Source organism: Flavobacterium sp. A45 (assembly GCF_002001005.1).
Classification (GTDB): Bacteria; Bacteroidota; Bacteroidia; order Flavobacteriales; family Flavobacteriaceae; genus Flavobacterium.
This window is the reverse complement of sequence record NZ_MUNX01000075.1, coordinates 77,925-100,106: the sequence shown is the minus strand read 5'-3', so window position 1 is coordinate 100,106 and position 22,182 is coordinate 77,925. Positions and strand designations below refer to the sequence as shown.

The 22,182-nt window shown below is 34.6% G+C and carries 18 protein-coding genes; 2 read left to right on the top strand and 16 right to left on the bottom strand.

Features of this window, described 5'->3' with window-relative positions; translation table 11 throughout:
- Positions 1–2 precede the first annotated feature (2 nt).
- The 16 genes from B0E44_RS08770 to B0E44_RS08695 form a co-directional block, all read right to left on the bottom strand.
- Positions 3–635 (bottom strand): phosphoribosylanthranilate isomerase, encoded by a 633-nt coding sequence (locus tag B0E44_RS08770; RefSeq protein ID WP_077373147.1) that lies wholly within the window; start codon positions 633–635, stop codon positions 3–5.
- A 66-nt stretch (positions 636–701) separates the two neighbouring features.
- Complete coding sequence (trpC, locus tag B0E44_RS08765; RefSeq protein WP_077373145.1) at positions 702–1,484, bottom strand: indole-3-glycerol phosphate synthase TrpC; 783 nt, start codon at positions 1,482–1,484, stop codon at positions 702–704.
- An 86-nt stretch (positions 1,485–1,570) separates the two neighbouring features.
- Complete coding sequence (gene trpD, locus B0E44_RS08760) at positions 1,571–2,563, bottom strand: anthranilate phosphoribosyltransferase (RefSeq protein ID WP_077373142.1); 993 nt, start codon at positions 2,561–2,563, stop codon at positions 1,571–1,573.
- Positions 2,564–2,628: 65 nt separating this feature from the next.
- Entirely contained in the window at positions 2,629–3,471 is an 843-nt protein-coding gene (locus B0E44_RS08755) for a cytochrome c family protein (protein WP_077373139.1), read from the bottom strand.
- 36 nt (positions 3,472–3,507) lie between these two features.
- Positions 3,508–4,074, bottom strand: a complete 567-nt coding sequence (locus B0E44_RS08750; protein WP_077373136.1) for an aminodeoxychorismate/anthranilate synthase component II — start codon at positions 4,072–4,074, stop codon at positions 3,508–3,510.
- Between the two features lie 122 nt (positions 4,075–4,196).
- Positions 4,197–5,597 (bottom strand): anthranilate synthase component I family protein, encoded by a 1,401-nt coding sequence (locus B0E44_RS08745; protein ID WP_077373133.1) that lies wholly within the window; start codon positions 5,595–5,597, stop codon positions 4,197–4,199.
- A gap of 284 nt (positions 5,598–5,881) precedes the next feature.
- Positions 5,882–6,448 carry a YceI family protein gene (locus B0E44_RS08740; RefSeq protein ID WP_077373130.1) on the bottom strand — a complete coding sequence of 189 codons (567 nt, stop codon included), beginning with the start codon at positions 6,446–6,448 and terminating at the stop codon, positions 5,882–5,884.
- Positions 6,449–6,742: 294 nt separating this feature from the next.
- Complete coding sequence (locus tag B0E44_RS08735) at positions 6,743–8,020, bottom strand: hypothetical protein (protein WP_077373127.1); 1,278 nt, start codon at positions 8,018–8,020, stop codon at positions 6,743–6,745.
- Between the two features lie 206 nt (positions 8,021–8,226).
- Positions 8,227–8,793 carry a YceI family protein gene (locus tag B0E44_RS08730; protein WP_077373124.1) on the bottom strand — a complete coding sequence of 189 codons (567 nt, stop codon included), beginning with the start codon at positions 8,791–8,793 and terminating at the stop codon, positions 8,227–8,229.
- A 56-nt stretch (positions 8,794–8,849) separates the two neighbouring features.
- Entirely contained in the window at positions 8,850–9,482 is a 633-nt protein-coding gene (locus B0E44_RS08725; RefSeq protein ID WP_077373121.1) for an NAD(P)H-dependent oxidoreductase, read from the bottom strand.
- Positions 9,483–9,493: 11 nt separating this feature from the next.
- Entirely contained in the window at positions 9,494–9,949 is a 456-nt protein-coding gene (locus tag B0E44_RS08720) for a MarR family winged helix-turn-helix transcriptional regulator (RefSeq protein WP_077373118.1), read from the bottom strand.
- 223 nt (positions 9,950–10,172) lie between these two features.
- Positions 10,173–10,358, bottom strand: a complete 186-nt coding sequence (locus B0E44_RS08715; protein WP_077373115.1) for a DUF2892 domain-containing protein — start codon at positions 10,356–10,358, stop codon at positions 10,173–10,175.
- 17 nt (positions 10,359–10,375) lie between these two features.
- Entirely contained in the window at positions 10,376–10,681 is a 306-nt protein-coding gene (locus tag B0E44_RS08710) for a hypothetical protein (protein ID WP_077373112.1), read from the bottom strand.
- A 91-nt stretch (positions 10,682–10,772) separates the two neighbouring features.
- Positions 10,773–14,018, bottom strand: a complete 3,246-nt coding sequence (locus B0E44_RS08705; RefSeq protein ID WP_077373109.1) for an efflux RND transporter permease subunit — start codon at positions 14,016–14,018, stop codon at positions 10,773–10,775.
- Positions 14,019–14,121: 103 nt separating this feature from the next.
- Entirely contained in the window at positions 14,122–15,252 is a 1,131-nt protein-coding gene (locus B0E44_RS08700; RefSeq protein WP_077373186.1) for an efflux RND transporter periplasmic adaptor subunit, read from the bottom strand.
- Positions 15,253–15,314: 62 nt separating this feature from the next.
- On the bottom strand, positions 15,315–16,625 hold the full coding sequence (locus B0E44_RS08695) for a TolC family protein (protein WP_077373106.1): 1,311 nt from the start codon (positions 16,623–16,625) through the stop codon (positions 15,315–15,317).
- 247 nt (positions 16,626–16,872) lie between these two features.
- On the opposite strand from B0E44_RS08695, the gene B0E44_RS08690 reads away from it, so the two are divergent.
- Together B0E44_RS08690 and B0E44_RS08685 are read left to right on the top strand one after the other, a co-directional pair.
- Complete coding sequence (locus B0E44_RS08690) at positions 16,873–18,885, top strand: PAS domain-containing protein (RefSeq protein WP_077373103.1); 2,013 nt, start codon at positions 16,873–16,875, stop codon at positions 18,883–18,885.
- 222 nt (positions 18,886–19,107) lie between these two features.
- Positions 19,108–22,029, top strand: a complete 2,922-nt coding sequence (locus tag B0E44_RS08685) for a PAS domain S-box protein (RefSeq protein WP_077373100.1) — start codon at positions 19,108–19,110, stop codon at positions 22,027–22,029.
- Positions 22,030–22,182: the final 153 nt, after the last annotated feature.

Here is a 22,182-nt window from a genome sequence, read left to right as displayed (position 1 = left end):
TTTTATTTTTTAATTGTTGAGATGCATTGCAATGCATCTTTACATAATGATGTGTTTTTTAATCCGGGTTCAATTTCAAATTTACTGTTTATGTCGATGGCATAAAGCGGTAAATTGGTTTTCAAAATTTCTTTTATTGAATCCAATTCGGTAACTCCAATTCCGCCACTGAGGAAGAACGGTTTTGTCGATGGATAGTTGCTTAATATTTTCCAATCGAAAGTGGTTCCGTTGCCGCCGGGCAGTTTTCCTTTGGTATCAAAAAGGAAAAAATCACAAATGGATTCGTAAGGTTTTAAAACGCTTAAATCAAAATTTTCGTCTGCCGAAAATACTTTGATGATTTCAATTTCAAGCCCAAATTTAGTTTTTAATTCCGAACAAAATTCAACCGTTTCCTGACCGTGTAATTGAACAGCCTGCAAATTGTATTTCGTTACTTTTTCTTCAATCACAGGAATACTCTCATTGACAAAAACTCCAGTTTTTCGAATTGATTTTGGCAATTCGGGCATATCACCATCAAAATACCGAGCCGATTTTGACCAAAATATAAAACCCATATAATCGGGCAGGAGCGAGCCTACTTCGAGTATATTGTCGGGATATTTCATTCCGCAGATTTTGAGTTTCATATTGTTTTTTTTACCGCAAAGACTCAAAGGTGGCGCAAAGTTCGCAAAGCTTTGTGTCTTTTATGTTTAAATTAAATGTTTAATAAATTCCGTTGCCGCTTTTCCAGCATTATCAGTTTTCATAAAATTTTCTCCAATCAAAAAACCTTTGTAACCATAAGGTTTTAGTTCGTTGATGGCTTCGATTGATGAAATACCGCTTTCAGAAACTTTTACAAATTCATCTGGAATTTTAGAAGCCAATTCTTTGCTGAAATCAAGGCTCACTTCAAATGTTTTCAGGTTTCTGTTGTTTACACCAATCATATCCAAAGTAGGCATAATTGATTTTTCCAATTCTTCTAAATTATGAACTTCCAATAATACTTCCAATCCTAAACTTTTGGTAAATTCAGATAATGATTTGATTTCTTCTCTTGTCAAAACCGCTGCGATAAGCAAAATTAAATCAGCTCCGTGAGCTTTGGCTTCGAGGATTTGGTATTCATCCACTATGAATTCTTTTCGCAAAAGCGGAATATTTACAGAAGCTCTAGCCAAAAGCAAATCGTCCAATGAACCGCCAAAATATTTTCCATCCGTCAAAACCGAAATCCCGCAGGCACCGGCACTTTCGTATCCTTTGACTACTTCTTCAACCGTAAAATTTTGATTGATTATTGCTTTTGAAGGAGAACGGCGTTTGTGTTCAGCAATGATTCCAGAGTTGCTGTTTCTTAAATTTTGACTTAAAGAAATAGTCTCTTTTCCGAAGAAAACTGAAGCTTCCAATTGTGAAACCGGAATGATAGATTTCTTGAGAATAACTTCTCTTTTTTTGTCAATTATGATTTTATCTAAAATATTCATTTTTTTTATTTTGTCACAAAAAAACAATTCGTGCTAATTTACTTCGTCAGTTCGCTTTGCTCGTGTGTGAAATTCGTGTTTGTTTTTTATTTACTTAAATCTTTCAATTTGTTTAGAGCTAAAAGTCCTTTTCCTGAAAGTAAACTTTCTTTTGCTTGTTCAAATCCTTGCAATGGGGTGCATCCTGTAACCGTTGCAATTGCTATTCCTGCATTGGCACAAACCACATTATTTTGGGCTTCATTTCCTTTTCCGGAGATAATATTTAGGAACATTTCTGCCGATTCATCGATAGTCTTTCCGCCTTCAATTTCGCTTTGTTCCAAAAGGCGAACACCAAAATCGATAGGATTTAGAATTCCTTCTTTGGTGCTGGTTATAATTTTTGTAGGTCCTGTCAGAGAAACTTCGTCATAACCATCCAAGGAATGTAAAATCGTAAAATTCACATCGGTATTTTGATATAAATAGCCATACATTCGGGCCAATTCAAGATTGAAAACTCCAACCAATTGGTTTTTTGGGAAAGAGGGATTTACCATTGGACCGAGCATATTGAAAAAGGTTTTAACTCCCAATTCTTTTCGGATTGGGCCAACATTTTTCATGGCAGGGTGAAAGAGAGGTGCATGTAAAATGGCAATCCCTGCTTTGTCGATGCATTTTTCAATAAATTCGCCGTCGTTACTGAATTTTACTCCCAATTTATCCATCACGTTACTGGAACCCGAAATAGAGGAAACTCCGTAATTTCCGTGTTTGGCCACTTTTATTCCAGCACCGGCAGAAATAAAAGAAGCTAAAGTCGAAATGTTGAAAGTGTCTTTTCCATCACCTCCTGTACCGCACAAATCGATGGTATTGTAGTCGGATAAATCTATTCGAATGCACAATTCCAAAAGTGCTTCCCTGAATCCCGCCAATTCTTCAATACTGATGCTTCGCATCATATATACCGTCAAAAAGGCTGAAATCTGACTTGGATTATAATTTCCACTGGAAATATTTACCAATACATTTTTGGCTTCTTCTTTGGAGAGAATTTCGTGGTTGATTAATCTGTTTAATATGTTTTTCATTTTTTTATAAAGATGCTAAGATTCTAAGAAACTAAGTTTCTAAGTTTTTATATTTTTTCTAACGTCTAATTTCTAATATCTGTTTTCTTTTCTGACATGTACTTCAAATAGCCAACTATTTCCTGTGATTCCTGTTTTGTGATTCCCAGTTTCGGCATTTTTACTTTGTGTCTGAAAGAAGCTGGATCTATAATATAATCGACCAATTCGTTTTCTTTCCAATACTCAGTTACACTTTTGGGATAATTTAATTCTGGTCCCATTTCGCCTCCGATTCCGTTTATGGCATGACAGGTAATGCAATGTTTCTGATATAGTGCAAAACCTTTCATTGCTTTTTGATCATCTTTTGGTTGCAAGGCTTCAATGTTTTTACTTTTCGATTCAAAACGAAATTTTATAACATTATAAGGCCATTTGTATTCTTGACCCTCCGTTGGAGCGGTTGTATAAACTAGATAAAATGGGTCAGCATTCATCTCGTTTCCGTTTTTGATAATCTTTTCCCAATTGGAATCTTTTGGAGCATCAACATCTTTGAAAGCCAGAAAAGAATTTGTTTTTAAAAATAATTCAAGAGGCATTTCAGGTTTATAACCATCAATACATTCAAAAACTATTAATGTATTTTTTATGTCAACTTTTGATAAATCAATTTCATTTTTTAAAAGAAGCAATGCATTTACGGCATGATACTTCTTTGTTTTGTGATAAACCGGGTCATTACTAACTGTGACAACAGTATCTTTTCCCAGTTTGTTTTTTGATTGCAAATCCACCAAATCCAAAACAATTTCAGGCTGTACATTAACCGTCTGTTCTATTTTTTGCTCCTTTTTTTGGTTACAAGAAAGGAGGCTGAAAATAAAAAGACAATAGAGGATAATATGGATTTTGACTGTTTTCATTTTTTAAACTGATTACTAACAACTGATCACTGATCACTAATTTTTCACCCAGTTTTCCAAAATCTTTTTTCCGTTGGGTGTTAAAACACTTTCCGGGTGAAATTGCACGCCTCTTACATCGTATGTTTTGTGTCTTAACGACATTACCTGACCGTTTTCGTCAAAGGAAGTGGCTTCTAATACATCTGGTAAGTTGGTATCAACTACCCATGAATGGTAACGTCCCACTTCAAATTCATTTCCTAAACCTTCGAATAGAAGTTCATCATCAACTGATGTTTTTACCATTGAGGAAACCCCGTGATACACTTTATCCAAATTAGAAAGTGTTCCTCCAAAAACTTCTCCGATGGCTTGTTGTCCAAGACACACTCCAAAAATACTTTTGGTAGGCGCATATTTTTGTATAACGGCTTTCAATAATCCAGCTTCATCAGGGATCCCTGGCCCAGGTGAAAGCAGAATTTTATCAAAAATAGCAATTTCATCAATATCAAATTCATCGTTTCTGTAAACGGTTACTTCGCAATCTAAATCTTCCAGATAATGCACTAAATTGTAAGTGAAACTATCGTAATTGTCTATGACTAGTATTTTTTTCATTTTTCCTCCCCCAGCCCCTCCGAAGGAGGGTAGTACCTATTGGGGTGAATAGGTTTTTAATTAATTTTTTGTTTTAGATCCTACTCCGCATAGCGAAGTTCCCCCTTAGGGGGTTAGGGGGCTTATATAGTTTCTGCTAAATCCAATGCTTTATTCAAAGCCAGTAATTTATTGTACACTTCCTGCATTTCGCTTTCTTCGTCAGAGCTGGCCACAATTCCGGCGCCTGCTTGTGAATGCAATTGGTGATTTTTGCTCAAGAAAGTTCGAATCATAATTGCATGGTTAAAGTTACCTTCAAAATCCATAAAACCGATGGCTCCTCCATAAAAATTACGGTTTGTTTTTTCGTAATCTTCTATCAATTGCATTGCTCTGTGTTTTGGGGCTCCGCTTAAAGTTCCTGCTGGGAAAGTATCAGCTACGACTTGCATTGTTGTTGCTTTTTCGTGTAAATGTCCAGTCACTTTGGAAACCAAATGGATTACGTGGGAGAAAAACTGTACTTCTCTATATTTTTCAACATTCACGTTATGTCCATGTCGGCTTAAATCATTTCGAGCCAAATCAACTAACATCACATGTTCGCTGTTTTCTTTTTTGTCTTCCGATAAATTTTTGGCAAGTACAGCGTCTTTTTCGTCATCACCAGTTCTTTTGAAAGTTCCCGCAATAGGATGGATTTCGGCTTTACGGTTTTTGACAATAATTTGGGCTTCGGGTGAAGAACCAAAAATTTTGAAATCGCCATAATCAAAAAAGAAAAGGTAAGGGGATGGGTTAATGCTTCTTAAGGCTCTATAAACATTGAACTCGTCGCCTTTGAATCCTTGGGTAAATCTTCTTGATAAAACCAATTGGAACACATCACCACGGAAACAATGCTTTTTGGCCAAAGCCACATTTTGTTTGAATTCTTCATCGGTTAGATTTGAAAAACCTTCACCTTCTTTTGAAAATTTATACGAAGCAATGTTTCTGGATTGTAACAATTGTTCAATTTCGGAAATGTTATTTTTTCCATCAAGGCTATGACAAAAAATGTACGCTTCGTTTTTGAAATGGTTGATAGCTATTATGTTTTGGTACACCGCATAATAGACATCGGGAATCGAATTACTGTTTTCTTTTTTGGCAATGCTCACTTTTTCGAAATAACGAACGGCATCATACGAAATGTACCCAAATAAACCATTGTTAATGAATTTGAAATCCGTTTTGTCCGATTGGAATTGTCCTGAAAAATTTTGAATAATATAAGGAATATTGGTGTTTGCATCAACGGTAATTGTTTCCGAAGTTCCATCTGGATAGTTTTTGGAAATAGTTTCGTTTTCAATTTTTATCGAAGCAATCGGATTGCAGCAGATATAGGAAAAACTATTATCATTCCCGTGATAATCACTACTTTCCAATAATAAACTATTGGGAAATTTATCTCTTATTTTGAAATAAATACTTACAGGCGTTATTGTATCGGCCAGAATTTGTTTGTAGTTGGTTTGCAGTTTATATGTTTTCATGCTTTATGTTGCTTTTGATACAATGATTTTTTCTTTAATTGTTTTTCCTTAATTTTTGAAATAAAAAAAAGGCCTGTCGTGATGACAAGCCTTTTATATTTATAGTTCAAATAATACTATAGGAGCTTAGTTCACGACGACTGACGTAAATTATTCCACCACCAAGTATTGTTTGTTATAGTTTTCATGTTTTGTTTTCTTATTCGCAAATATATAAATGATATTTGGTCTGACAAAAAGATTGAAATAAAAAAAAAGATAAATTTTTTAATTTTTTGTTAAATTTAGTAAACCAAAACTACGTCTAGCTCAAAATCATCATAAATGGTCTTATCTCCCAAATCATCAAAATAACTTCCTGAACCATATTTGATATCATATTTGGTGCGGTTGACTTCTAATTCGGCTGTAGCTTTATTTGCACTTACAACTAAATCAAACTGAATGCTATTTGTAATTCCTTTAATGGTTAAATCGGCGTTGATGAGGTAAGTGTTGTTTCCTTTATTGGCAATACTCTTAAACACTAAGGTTGATGTTGTAAAATTATCGACGCTAAAGAAATCTTCCGATCTTAAATGACCTTCCAATTTTGATTTGGAACTTCCAGTTTGGTCTGTATTTGATAATGTCTTCATATCTGCAGTAAAACTACCTCCAGTTACTTTTTTGTCTTTGAAAATAAGATAACCTTCTTTGAAGTTAATCGTTCCTCCATGTTGACCTGTTATTTTTTTTCCTTCCCATTTGATGATACTTTTGGAAATATCAATTTTTTTAGTTTGCGAAATTCCTTGGATGTAGGAAAATAGAACCAGCAGAACAATGCTAAATGATTTTATGCTTCTCATATTTTTAGTAATTAGGTTAATAAAACAGTTAATAAACGTAGGTTGATTTTTGTTTTGATTAAAGAGGACTAAGGCGAATTGAAATAGAAACTTAAAAATGATAAACATTAGATTGTAAATGATTCATAAAGTTAATTCAAAATTTTATATTTTGATTGTTTTCAATATTTTATTTTGAGGATATGGTATTTATGTTTTTTTTTTGAAATCCGATAAAACTGCCAGCGGGTATTTTCAATGAAAAAGCCCGATTGGTTATATCGGGCTTTGAATTTTATGTTTGTTGAATAATAACTATTTTAGACTGGCCAAAGTATTCGTACTTTTTACTCTTAAATCGGGGGCGTTTTTTACATCTGGCTGAATGAATAATTCAGCGCTGTTAAATTTGGTAAGCTCTAGTGAAAAGGTGTCAGTATTGTACCAGTTGCTTAATTCTGAATTATAGTTTGGGCTTTCGCTTAAAACTACACCGCCACATCGGTTTACCTGTATGCCTTGGATGTTAATTTTTGCCAGATTAGCAGGGAATGCGCCAATTTTATTTTCGAGCAAAACACAACTGCTAAAACCATCAACGATACTGTTGTTGATATTGAAATAACTTTTTTCTTTGATATAAACCGCTTCTCTAACCAAACCTTGATTGTTGTCTTCGGTATTTATCAATGTCATATTGTTGGCAGTAATTTTGGTTAATTTTTTGGTTAGATCTGCATTTTCAATTTTATCGTATGAATCAATTTCAAAGCTTCGTGAACCTGATATATCCGAAGAATAAGGATTGCGAATAGCAATACTATTGGAAATTGTGCATTGTACCCCTTGCGTAAAATCAAAATCATCATCTGTCGCTCTGTATGAAATCAAGTTGCTGAAATTAACATCACCTCCATAACATTCGAAGGAATCATCATTGGAAAAACTAATTTGGATGAATTCAAACTTAGTGCCTCTGCCAACACCGCCTAATGATAATCCGTTCAGTTCTTTAAGCGCATTGATTTTGTGACCTGAATACTCAATACGCACATATTTTAAAATACCTGAATTGCTGTTTGGGTCTTGCCCTCCATAATAACTAACAGCAGAATCCAGATTGAAATCTAAAAAACTAATACCTCCAATTTTATTGATAGGTGCTTCGCCTAATATAATAATACCTCCCCAGTCGCCTGGTTTTCTCATCAAGTTAGAGTTGTTTGAAGTAAAAACGATAGGATCGGTAATGGTACCTTCCGCAATAAGTTTACAGCCTTTGGTAATTACAAGTGTTCCGCAGGATTCTTTATCTCCTCTAATAACTGTTCCGGGTTCTATTGTCAAAACAGCTTTATTAGTTACATAAACAGTTCCGATTAATTTATAAGTATTGTTTTTTGTTAGTTTTAAGTCTTGGTCTATAGTACCAGTTAAAACTTGATTGGCTTCTTTGTAAACGGTGGTCGATGGCTTGAAATTAGTCCAATTGTTAAGCCAGTTTGTGTCACCGGTGATTCCTTTTATTTGTTGAGCATTTAAAGGTATAATTGAAAGAAGAATGATAGTGGTAATGAATAGTTTTGTTTTCATAACGCTAATAATTGCAGGTTTTTTGAAGAATTTTTTTGGTTCTTTATTTTTTTCTCAAAAATACCATCACAATGTTTTAAGCGTATTTTCTTAATATTATTTATTTATGACTATTAAGTTAAGAATGTTGTTTGCAAAGAGCAATTTTATAAAAAAAAAATACCCCCAACAAAAATGCTGAGGGTACTTTCCATTATAGTCTAAAATTAAAAGTTCAAATTTACTGTTAATTCAAATTCATCATAGATTGCTTTGTCTCCAATGCTTTCGAAGAATGATTTAGAATTGTATTTAATATCGTATTTAGTACGGTCTACGTTGAAAGCTGTAGTAGCAGTATTTCCTTTTACAGTGATGTCAAAAGTAACTGGTTTAGTAATTCCTTTGATAGTCAAATCAGCAGTAACGGTATATACGTCATTACCTTTAGCAGCAATAGTTTTGAAAACTAAAGTTGAAGTTGGGAATTTAGCAGTTCCAAAAAAGTCATCAGCTTTTAAGTGCCCGTTTAATTTTCCTTGGTATTCACCTGTAATGTCAGTAGCTGTCAAAGAATTCATATCAACAGTGAAAGTCCCTCCTTTTAGTACATTTTTTTTGAATACTAAAGCACCGCTTTTAAAACCTACAGTTCCAGAGTGCTGACCTGTTACTTTTTTTCCAACCCAGTTGATGTTGCTTTTTGCTACATCAATTTTTTTAGTTTGTGCAGTTACTGCTACAGTAGACAATGCTACTACGAATGCTAAGGCAATAGTTTTTAAATTTTTCATGTGTAATTTGTTTAATTTGATTTAATTTGAATTAGTAATTATTATAGTTGTTGTTATTATAAAGTGATAAATAAGTCTTCCTGCGATTTTCTGACTTTTTTGTAAAATTGAGTGGCGTCTTCTTCGTGACGGTATCCAACAGTTGCAATAAGTGAAGCATTAAGATTTAATTTTTCTAAACCTAATATTTCGTTTACTTGTGCAGGAACAAAACCTTCCATAGGCGTTACGTCAATTTTAAGTTCGGCTGCTGCATTCAATAAATTTCCTAAAGCCAAATAAGTTTGTTTTGAAGTCCAAATATTTTTTAGTGCTGGTTCCAAAGTCGTAATTTTCGATTTCATAAAGTCACCATAACCGGCCAGTGATTCCATTGGAGTTTCTCTTGTAACGCTTATTGTATTTAAATATTCATCGATAGTATCATCTCCAAGGTTGGTGTCATTTGCAAAAATGAATAAATGCGAAGCATCTACTATTTGGGATTGTCCCCATGCTGCTGGCTGTAATTGTGCTCTTAATTCTGGATTTTCAACAATTATAACTTTATAAGGTTGTAAACCGTAAGAAGATGAACTCAAACGAATAGCTTCTTTTAATGTGTTTAGATCTTCTGCTGAAATTTTTTTTGTGGCATCAAATTTCTTTGTTGCGTATCTCCAATTTTGATTGTTCAAAAAATTGCTCATAATAGTAGTGTTTATCTAGTTCTGTATTTTTCTAATAAGGTGTTCAATTGTTCTAATTCGTCGTCATTTAGATTCTTGGCAAAAAACTCTTCATGTTCATTTACTTGAGGATCCAGTTTTGCTAATAAATCCAGCCCTTTTTGAGTAATTAAAACTTCAATTTTTCTTCTGTTGTCTGGACAAACATTGCGGGTAACCAATTCCTTTAATAATAATTTATCGACTAATCGTGTAGTATTACTCGTTTTGGCCAACATCCTTTCTTGTATGATGCACATATTGGCAGGATGTCCTTTTTGACCTCTTAGTATTCGTAATACATTGTACTGCTCTCCCGAAATATCATGTCCTTTTATAATTTCGTTAAAACTGTCGGTAATGACATTTTGAGAGTACATGATATTCAAAATGACTCTTTTCGATTTACTGTAGTCAACAGTACTTTTTAATTCATCTTCAATCTTCATATTTGTACTTGTCTTATTTGTTGGTACAAATGTAGTTATATTTATATTTGTATATACAAGTATTGTGTTATTTTTTTGTTAAATCAGTTAAGGTAGTCTTTTGATTAAAGTCTTAATCCTAATAAATATGAGGGGTTGAAGTAATAAAAGACAATCAAGTTTTGATAATAAAAAAAGCCAAAACAATACAGTTTTGGCTTTTATAAAATTTTATATCTTCTTTTTAGTTCTTAACTCCCAATTTATCCAAGATTTGATCCATCAGGCACCATTTGGTAATTGAAGATTGTAACAAATTGGCACCGACAAAGGCCGTAAACCATAACCAATTTTGATTGACATAGATGGCTAATAACAAACTGGCTAAGATGAAAGCACCTGCAATACCTCTTACGATTCTATTTTTCATTTTCTTTAGATATTAGATTAATTAGATTTTTCGATGTTGAGAACGGCAATATGAATGTGTGACAAGGATTCCTGCTCTATATTGAAGTACTCCACAAGTTCAAATAGTGCATCTACTTTTTCTTTCGGTGTAAAAGCATAAAAAAGGATAGAATCGGTTTCGTTCATTTCGCTTCCAAACCAATTAGACTCCATTGCTTCACCTGAACTATTTTTAAATCCTTTTACATTTTGATACGAGAAGGATTGAACGGCTGCTTTTTTGAGCAATTGCTTGATTTCATTCTCAAATTCTTTGACTGCGGTTATGAGTAGTAGTTTCATAATTTATCCCCACCCTAACCCTCCCCACACGAGCGACAGCAAACTGGCGAAGCAAAGGGAAGGGAAACTAGTGAGGTTAGTTTTGTTAATGTTATAAATTATTTTCTTTTAGGATTTCAATCTCCCCTCCTTCGGAGGGGTTGGGGGAGGATTCCCATTTTTTTCTTTCGGTGATATAATAAATCAAAGGCACTACCAAAAGAGTAAGTATTGTAGAAACTACCGCTCCAAATACCAATGAAATCGCTAAACCTTGAAAGATTGGGTCAAACAAAATAATGGAAGCTCCAATAACTACGGCACCTGTGGTTAACAAAATAGGGGTGGTACGAACCGCTCCGGCCTCAATGATAGCTTGTTTCAATGGTACACCTTCGTTCAATCGGATTTCGATAAAATCGATAAGCAATACCGAGTTCCTCACCATCACTCCGGCCAATGCAATCATCCCGATGAATGATGTTGCCGTGAAGTAAGCATTCAGCAACCAGTGACCAAACACAATTCCTATTAGCGAAAGCGGAATAGCCAACATCATTACCATAGGCGTTTTGAAGTTTTGGAACCAACCCACAATTAGCATATAAATGATAACAATAACCACCATAAATGCCACTCCCAAATCACGGAATACTTCTAAAGTAATTTGCCATTCGCCATCCCATTTTACGGTAAAATCACTTTCGTCTGTCGGTTGTTCCATGTAGAGTTCGTTGACTTTATAGCCGCTTGGCAATTGCATTTTGGCTAGTTTTTCATTCATTCCCAAAATCGCATATACGGGACTCTCTAATGCTCCAGCCATATCAGCTGTTACATAAACCACTCTTTTTTGGTCTTTTCGGTAAATGGTTTTTTGTAGGGTGTCCATTTCTACTTTTACCAAATCACTCACCGGAATCATATTCCCTTGACTTCCTTTGATTTTTAGATTCTGAATGTCTTGTAAACTCGTTTTGTCTTTGTCGTCAAGCGAAAGAACGATGCCCACATTATCATTGGAGTTTTCATCATACAAATTCGAAACTGGATATTCTTTCAATAAATACGTCAGATTACCTACTACTTGCTGAGGTGCAATACCGTTCAGCATCGCTTTTTCTTTGTCGATTTTCAGTTTGTATTCGGTTTGGTTGTCCTCTACCATCCAGTCAATATCCACAATGTCCGTAGTGTTTTCCAGAATCGTTTTTACTTGTTTGGCTACTTTTATTTGTTCCTTATAATTAGGACCATAAATTTCGGCTACCAAAGTCGATAAAACAGGTGGTCCCGGTGGAACTTCAATAATCTTCACATTGGCTCCATATTTTTTTGCAATCTTTTGAATCTCGGGACGCATTTCTTTTGCAATAGCGTGACTTTGTAAATCGCGTTCTTCTTTGTGCATTAAATTTACCTGTATGTCGGCCATATTGTTACCACCACGCAAATCATAGTGACGCACCAAACCGTTGAACGTAATAGGTGCCGATGTACCAATATAATTTTGGTAATCCACCACTTCCGGTTTTGTCGAAAGATACTGTGCAATTTCTTTGGTAACTGCTGCTGTGCGTTCCAAAGTGGTACCTTCGGGCATATCAATCACCACTTGAAACTCGTTTTTATTATCGAATGGAAGCATTTTAACCACAACAGATTTGGTAAAAAACATCAAAACTGATCCAAATAACAATACTACCGTTACCGCAACTAGAATGCGTCTTTTAGCACTGCTTTCCAAGAAAGGACGCTCCAGTTTGCTGTAGATTTTATAGATCCAACTCGTTTCCATTCCTTCGGATTCTTTGTGTTGTTGTTCTTCTTTTTCTTGAAGCAAATGATATCCCAAATAAGGCGTAACCGTCAGCGCCACAAACAAGGACAGCAACATCGCAATCGAAGCTCCAATTGGCATCGGACTCATATAAGGTCCCATCATTCCGGACACAAACGCCATAGGAAGTATCGCCGCAATTACAGTAAACGTTGCCAAAATCGTTGGATTTCCTACTTCGTTAATCGCATAAATCGCCGCTTGTTTGAATGGCAGTCGCTTCATCTTGAAATGGCGGTGCATATTCTCGGCAATAATAATACTGTCATCGACTACAATTCCTACCACGAAAACCAAGGCAAAAAGCGTGATCCTATTCAGGGTGTAACCCAACAAATAATAGGCAAACAAGGTAAGTGCAAACGTCAAGGGAACGGAGAAGAAAACCACCAATCCACCGCGCCAGCCCATAGCCAACATTACCAAAAGCGTCACAGCAATAATCGCAATTCCTAAGTGCAACAGCAATTCGCCCACTTTATCCGAAGCTGTTTCCCCATAGTTACGGGTTACTTCAACGTGAACATCATCTGGAATTAAACTCTTTTTTAGTTGCTCTACTTTGTCAATGATTTTTGCCGATATTTTCATCGCATCCGCACCTTTCACTTTTCCTACAGAGATAGTCACGGCAGGATATTCGGATTTTGCGGTTTTGAATTTTTCATTAGCTTTGCCATACCCAAACGACACATAACTTCTGGCTGTTGAGGGGCCATCTTGCACTTTGGCGACTTGTTTCAAATACACTGGCAAGTTTTTATTGACACCCACCACCAAGTTTTCTACATCTTCGGCATTCGATAAAAATTGTCCCGTAGTAACCAAATATTCTTTATCGTTATTGACAAAACTACCCGATTGAGAACTGCCGTTATTGGCCTGAATCATTTGCATAACGCCCAAAGCATCCACGCCATTTTCGGCCATTTTATCTTTGTCCAAAATCACTTTTAATTCGCGATTGTTTCCGCCAATTTCCTTGGTAATGGCCACATCTTTTACTTTCTCGATTTCCGAAGTTACTTCTTCGGCAAGTTGACGCAACTGAAAAGCATCTTGTTTTTCGCTCCAAAGCGTTAATCCCAGCATCGGCACATCATCAATCGAGCGGGTTTTTACCATCGGTTTGTACACGCCTTGCGGGAACATATCTTCGTGTTTCGCCAATTCGTCATATAATTTTACATACGAACGCTCCACATCCTGACCCACAAAAAACTGTACAATCAACATCGCCTGACCGTTCATGGCCATACTGTGCACGTGTTCAACGCCTTTGATATTCGAGATTACTTTCTCCAAAGGTTTAATCACACGACTCTCTACTTCGGCGGGATTTGCGCCGGGATAGCCCACCATTACGTCGGCCATCGGAACATTTATTTGTGGTTCTTCCTCCCTTGGGATTAGAAACGAGCTGTACACTCCTATAATCATCAACGCCACCATTAACAGTATCGTTAACTTCGAATTGATGAAAAAATGGGCTATTTTACCTGAAATTCCTTCTTGCATAATATTTATCCCCCTAACCCCCAAAGGGGGAATTGAACGGGGTGGTTTTATAAGTTAATACTAATTTTATTTACAAATTTTGTGAACTCTCGGCTCCCTTTCCTTAGGGAAGGGTTGGGGATGGGATAACCAAAGCTCCGTTATACAATTTCCCATCAGCCGAAACGATATATTGCTCATTTGCCGATAATCCAGACAAAACTTCTACTTGATTACCAAAGTTTTTACCAATACGCAACCATCTTAATATGGCTATATTTCCAGTTCCAATAGTATAAATTCCGGTTAACTGTCCTTGTTGTACCAAAGCACTTTCGGGAACCAAAACTTTTTCGTTTGTTTTTGTTTGCTTCGCCTGTTCGCTATCGCTCGGGTGCATGGTATTGGGAACAGGAAACTGAACGTTTACGAACATTCCAGATAAAACAGAAGAATCGGTTTTGTCTAAATTGATTTTTACCAAATATTGTCCACCCGTATTTTTTGCCGAAACACTGACTTCGTTTACTTTTCCGTTCAAGCTTTCGTTAGACGATTTTACCAATACTTTTACAGCCATTCCTTTTTTGATAGCAGCAATGTCATTTTCTGAAACCATAGCCGTTACTTGCAATCTTGAAGCACCTTCCACACTTACCAATGGCATTCCCGGATTGGCCATGTCACCTTCTTTTACAAAAGTATTGGTCACCACACCCGCAAACGGAGCTGTGATATTAGAGTAGGAGAATTGCGCCATTACTTCGTTACGCATTTGTTTGGCGCCTTCCAAACCAGCTTTTGCCATTTCATAACGGGCAGTCATATCATCCAATTCTTTTTGGGAAGCGCTTTGTTGTTTGAATAAATTCACAAAACGGTCGTAATCTTTTTTTGCATTGTTGTAACCAGCTGTTGCTTGCAGAATACTGGCATCCACTTGCGCTTTTTTGGCTTGTAAATCGGTGTTGTTGATACTGACCATTAATTGTCCCGCATCAACTTTTTGTCCCACTTGAACGTGAAGTTTGGTTACATAACCCATCATTCTAGTGCTTAAATTGGCGGAGTTTTCGGCTTCAATTTTACCGCTTGCCGTTACAAATTGCCCGTTGTTGTTTTCAGATGCACCACTTACTTTTACCGCGATAGCAGGCTCTTTAGTTAGAGATTCTTTCTTCTCGCCATTACAAGAGGAAAGCAGTAAAACGAATAGGGGAGTGATTATAGCTGATTTAAATAAGATGTTCTTCATTGTATGTTTTTTATAATTGATATTAAAATTGAAATTGATTTTTGTCATTGCCATTTAAATTTTTATTTTGTCAAAAACTGCAAGTATTCCTGTGTATAATTATATTCAAATACAGCTTGTAAATACTCCAATTCTTTTTGATACATCTGTGTCTCTGTCAATAATAAATCCGTGGTTTTTTCTAATCCTTGCGTAAAACGATTGCTTCTTATTCTATACGCTTCTTTGGATTGTTCCAAAGCCAGTTTTTCTAAATTCACTTTATTTTCGGCATCTCTAAGTTGTCTGTTGGCTTTGCTCAATTCCATTTGGCTTTGTGCCTTGTATTGTTGGGTTTCGATTTCCGATTTTTGAAAATCAGCCTTGGCTTTTTCCATTTTTCCAATGGATTTATACCCGTCAAAAGCATTCCAGGATAATTGAGCACCCACGACATATCCATTCGAATTAGATCCAAAAATTTCTTGGGCATACATTTCATAGCTTCCAAAAGCGTTCAGCCTTGGCAAGAAATTCATTTTGCTTGATTGTAGCATTTTACCATACGATTCGGTTGTTTTATTCATCGCCTGAATGTCTTTTCGATTATCCGATAAGGAAGTGTTGAAAGCATCAATTATGATAACATTATCCAATTCTTCGATGGGTTTATATACTTTGTTCGCTGTACCTTCATCCAAAAGAAAAGCCAAATAATCCGAAGCATTTTGCACATTGCTTTTTGCGTATTGCAATTGATTTAGAACTTCATTGACACGCACTTGCATCGATAATAAATCGGTTTTTTGTAAAATTCCCTGATTGAAATAATTCTGAATCAATTTCAAATTGGCTTCTGCCGTGGTATTTGCTTTTTCAATCACTTTTACGGCTTTGTAACTCATTTGCAATTGCATAAAAGCCTTGTTGATTTCCAGCTCCAAATATTCTTTGGTTCTTTCGGTTTGCAATTGGTAGGCGTCCATTTTTGATTTGGCTGCTTGTCGTCCATACAATCCATCAACGTTGATAAGCGGTTGCAAAACATCAATTCGTGTCGCGAAATTTTTGGTTTGAGACGGATTGTTCAGTTTTGCAGGATCAAAGTCCGAGGGTGTTAAAATCCCCTGATTTAGTTTGGATCCAAAAGCCATCAAAGGATTGGTCGTAGCCATAGAAGTATGCGATGCCGAGATATTTGGCAAGAACAGCGAATTCGATTGACGATAATCAGCCTGAGCCGATTTGAATTCTTGGTTCGCCATTTTGATTTGTAGGTTCTTGTCTGCCGCTTTTGCCCAAATGTCATTTTTAGAAATAGTTATGGTATCTTGACTATATCCAAAATGGGTAATTGAAATAATTCCCAGTAGTATAAAATTGATTTTTCTCATAATTGGTTTTCTTAATTATGAGGCAAATTTAGAATGATGAAAAACGATAGTCAGTAACAATTGTCACAGTAGTCAAAAGAAAGTAAAAAATAAAAGTGATGGATGGAGTGAATAAAAACAATACTTTTAAATGAATTGATAAAAATGTTTTTTTTGTTTTATCAACAGTTGTTTTTTTTTCTGTAAGACTGTGCTATATTTATAAAAATTTTGGAACAGCAAACATTTAATTATTTAATTTCTAATAATGGAAAAGGCGAAAAAGGAGTTTACCTACGATGAATTACTCCAAAAAGTTGAGGCACAAGAATTGCTGATTAAAGAGTTGAATGATGAAAAACTAGCTATAACCAATTTTGAATATTTTGTAAAAGAGTCCCCTGATTTAGTTTGCATCGCTGATACTAATGCCTATTATAAAATAGTCAATGATGGATTTGCCAAAACATTGGGCTATTCAAGGGAAGAGTTATTATCAAGACCGTTTCTTGAGTTTATCCATCCTGAAGATTTAGAAAAAACCTTAGAAGAAGTTAAAAATTTGACTCAAAACAATCCTACAGTCGATTTTGAAAATAGATATATTAAAAAAAATGGAGAACAGGTCTTTTTACAATGGAAAGCCAATTTGCATACTGCTAATAATTTAATATATGCAATAGCCCGTGATGTTACAGAGATTAGAAAAACACAGGAAAAACTCTTGTCCAGTGAAAAATCACTTAATGAAGCGCAAAAAATTGCTAAAATAGGAAGTTGGGATTTTAATTTAATAACCCAAGAATTGAATTGGTCTAATGAGTTATATGAAATATTCGAAATTGAGAATATACCTAATGATCCCCAATTATATGCGAAGTATTTATCTCGTTTTTTACTCGATGATGTAGAAGCATTAAATAAAAATGTTTATAACACTATTACGAATAAGGTTCCCTATGAAATGGAACATCGAATAGTATTAACAAATCAAAAAACAAAATGGGTTTTTTGTACCGGAGTTCCCATAATGGATAAGAATAATGATGTAGTGGCATTAAAAGGAGTCGTTCAGGATATTACTCAAAAAAAACAAATTGATGACACCATCAAAGCCAAAGAAAAAGCCGAAGCTGCCAATAAAGCAAAATCAGATTTCTTGGCCAATATGAGTCATGAAATCCGGACACCACTCAATGGGATTGTTGGTTTTACGGACTTGTTACTGAAAACCAAATTTGATAATGATCAATTGGAATATCTCAAAACAGTCAATGAATCGGCCAATACTTTGATGGAAATTATAAATAATATTTTGGATTTTTCAAAAATTGAATCCGGTAAAATGGAGTTGAATTCTGAAGAGATTGACATCATTCAGTTGACTAATCAAATTATAAATTTATTCAAGTACGAAGCCAATCATAAAAAAATAGAGTTACTGCTTGATATTGATTCCAATGTGCCAAAATACATTATGGGAGATTCTTTTCGATTAAAGCAGATATTGGTGAATTTACTGGGCAATGCGATGAAATTCACTTTTTCGGGTCACATCAAATTACAAGTCATACAAGTTGAAGAAGAAGAAATGATTTCGAAAATTAAGTTTTCGGTAATTGATACCGGAATCGGAATTAAAGATCATAATCAGAAAAAGATTTTTCAATCCTTTATTCAAGCCGACAATACTACGACCCGAAAGTATGGAGGAACTGGGCTAGGATTAGCAATTTCAAGCCAACTTTTAGCATTGAAAAATAGTGAATTGCAATTAACCAGTGCTTATGGAGTGGGAAGTGAATTCTTTTTTACGATTGCTTACGAGAAAACTCAACATAAGACCAATAATTCAGTTATGGAGGATTTGGTTTTAAATTCATCCTCCCATTTATCAAATTCTCTGACTAATTTTAAAGTTTTAATTGCTGAAGACAATAAAATAAACATGCTTTTAGCCAAAACATTGATTCGTAAAATAATAAAAAAATGCGATTTGATAGAAGCGACCAATGGCTATGATGCAGTGGTTTTGGCAGAAGAAAATTTACCGGATTTAATTTTGATGGACATTCAAATGCCTATTCAAAATGGTTATGATGCTACAATGGAAATTAGAAAAAAAGAGAAGACCAAGCATATTCCGGTAATAGCATTAACGGCCGGAGTTTTGAATGGCGAAAAAGAAAAGTGTTTAGAGTACGGTATGTCTGATTATATAACAAAACCCATTATTCAAAACCAATTGGAAAAAGTATTATTAAAATGGCTTAAGAATTAATACTAAGTATTTGTCATTTCGTTCTATATAAAAATATTTTTTACAGTATAATAAAACTTCCATTATGAAAATAGTATTGGAAGTTTTTTTTATCTAATATAGTGATGAGGTGTATTCTAATTATTTATGCCTTAATGTATTATGTGATATAAATTTCATATCTTTAGTTTCCTGTTATTTATTGTTTGGTTTTGTCTATTAATTCAATTTTGCTTTGTGATTATGAAAGAAACTATACCATCCGTTGAAGAATTGTTGCAAAAAATAAAAAAACAAGAACATAAAATTTCGTTATTACAAAAGAAAATAGACTCCATTACCAATTTTGAGTTTTTCACAAGAGAGACTTCTGACTTTATCTGTGTTTCGGATTTAAATAATTACTTTAAAGAATTCAACCTTGTATTTATAAAAAAATTAGGCTATACCAAAAGAGAATTATTACTGAACAGTTTTATCAAATACATCTACCCAGAAGATATTCCCAAAACAAAACAAGCGCATCAAGATCTTTTAAGTGGCAAAACTTCTATAATTTTTGAAAATAGAATCCTTTCCAAAAAGGGAGAAGTTTTATCCGTTCAATGGACATCTATTATAAACCCTTCCAAAAATCTTGTGTATTCCATTGGAAGAGATATCACAGAAATTAGAAATATTCAAGAGCAACTTATAGCTAGTGAAAACTTATTGAACGATGCTCAAAAAATTGCCAAAATAGGAAGTTGGGAATTTAATTTGAACACGCATGAGTTGATTTGGTCCAAAGAATTATATCATATTTTTGAAATGCCCAATGGAACTAATGAAAATTTGTATGAACGATATTTAGCTCATTTTACAGAGGAAGAAAAGGAGATTATCAACAACAAGATAAGTGAATCTGTCAGAACAAAATTACCTTATGAAATTACCCATAAATTGAGATTTCCTGACAATCGTTATAAATGGATTTATGGAACAGGAATTCCGATTCTAAACGATAAAGAAGAAATTATTGCTCTGAGAGGAGTCGCTCAAGATATAACTGAAAAAAAACGAATTGAAAGTGAAATTTTAGCCAAAGAGAAAGAAGTTGCCGCTATCAAAGAGAAAGAAAGAGAGCGACTAAGTAATGCCAAATTTAGAAATTATGTAGAGAATGCTCCTGATGGTGTAATTGTAGTCAATAAAGAAGGATTTTTTTTGGAAGTAAATCCAGCAGTAACAAAAATAACTGGCTATTCTAAAGATAAGCTGTTAAAAAAAACGCTTAAGGATTTGACTCCACCAGATTTGGTTATTAAAATCGAAACAATATTTAAAAGGCTTTCACAAGAAAGGACAACAAATGATGTATTGCAGTTTGTTCACAAAAATGGAACTTTACGATGTTGGTCTATTGACGCCGTAAAACTATCGGAAAAGCAATTTTTGTTGTTCGTGAAGGACATTACCGAGAGGATCAAAACAACAAATGCCTTAAAAGAAAAAGAAGAATTCTTGAAAGAAACCCAAATCATTGCGCAATTGGGGACTTATAGCATCAATATGTATACAGGAAAATGGACAAGCACTGATTTGTTGAATACTATTTTGGGAATTGATGCTGATTATGATTTGAATCAAGAATCTTGGAGAGCTTTGGTACATCCTGCTTGGAGGGATAATTTAGAAACTTATTTTCAGGAGGAAGTCGTAACCAAAAGGCAGCCATTTAATAAGGAATACAAAATCATACGTGTAAATGATAATGCCGAACGCTGGCTGCATGGAATGGGAACTTTAAAATGGGATGAAGATAACAATCCTTCCGTCGTTGTGGGGACTATTAGGGATATAACAGATCACAAACTCATGGAATTGGAATTGATACGTGCCAAAGAAAAAGCCGAAGAAAATGAAAAGGATTTGTATGTAAAATATGTTGAATTTGAAGAGATTAATGAGCAGTTAAAGCAAACCAATAGAGAACTTAAAAAAGCCAAAATTCAAGCAGAGGAAGCCAATAAAGCTAAATCCGATTTTTTGTCAAATATGAGTCACGAGATTCGAACTCCATTAAACGGTATTGTGGGTTTTACTGATTTATTGATGAAAACCGATCTCGAAAAAAATCAGTTGGAATACATGTCTACTGTGAATGTTTCTGCCAATTCCCTAATGGAAATCATTAACGATATACTTGATTTTTCAAAAATTGAATCTGGTAAATTAGAGTTGCATATAGAGAATATTGATCTTTATAGACTATTGCACCAAGTTATAGATTTGTTTAAACATCAGGCCAATATGAAGAATATTGCTTTATCACTAACTATCGAAAAATGTGTGCCACAATACATATGTGCCGATTCGATTCGGTTGAAACAAATATTAGTGAATTTAATTAGCAATGCCTTAAAATTCACCTCTTTTGGGCATATTCATTTGGATGTTGATCAAGTAAAAGGAGGCAAGAAAAATGCGACCATAAAATTTTCTATTAAAGATACCGGTATTGGAATCAAGCAATACAACCAAAAGAAAATTTTTAATTCCTTTGTACAGGAGGACAGCGCTACTTCAAGAAAATTTGGAGGGACAGGTTTAGGGTTGGCTATTTCCAATTTGCTTCTTGAATTAATGAACAGCAATTTGCAACTGAAAAGTAAGTATGGTGATGGAAGTGATTTCTTCTTTTTTGTTAAATTCAAAAAAGCGGAACCCTTAAAAGATGCTTTTGCCGAATTGATGCCTCATAAAGCAATCCGAAAGATTTCCAGTACAAATAATATGGATTCATTGCGTATTTTGATTGTGGAAGACAATAAAATTAATATGTTCTTGGCCAAAACATTAGTGAAAAGAATCATCCCGAATGCCATTATTTTGGAAGCTATCGATGGACAGGAAGGGGTGGAGCAATTTGAAATCAATAATCCAGATTTAATTTTGATGGATATCCAAATGCCAATAAAAAATGGATATGATGCTACAATCGAAATTCGAAGCCATAAAAAAGGAGACAAAATACCCATTATTGCTTTAACAGCGGGAATAATGGTAGGTGAAAAAGATAAATGCCTTGAGTTTGGGATGAATGATTATGTTTCCAAACCAATAACCGAAGACGATCTGGATTTGATACTTCGAAAATGGCTACCACAAAAACAATTGTTGTAGGTCGTCTGACGAAATTTTGAAACAACTCCTGATAATTTGGATTTGTTGAATCTAATTGTTTCAATTGAAGAGTTGTTTGCTGTGCTTTTGACTAGTTTTCAGTTTGGATCTACACAAAAGTAAGGGCATATTGTTATTTCACTTGATGTAATT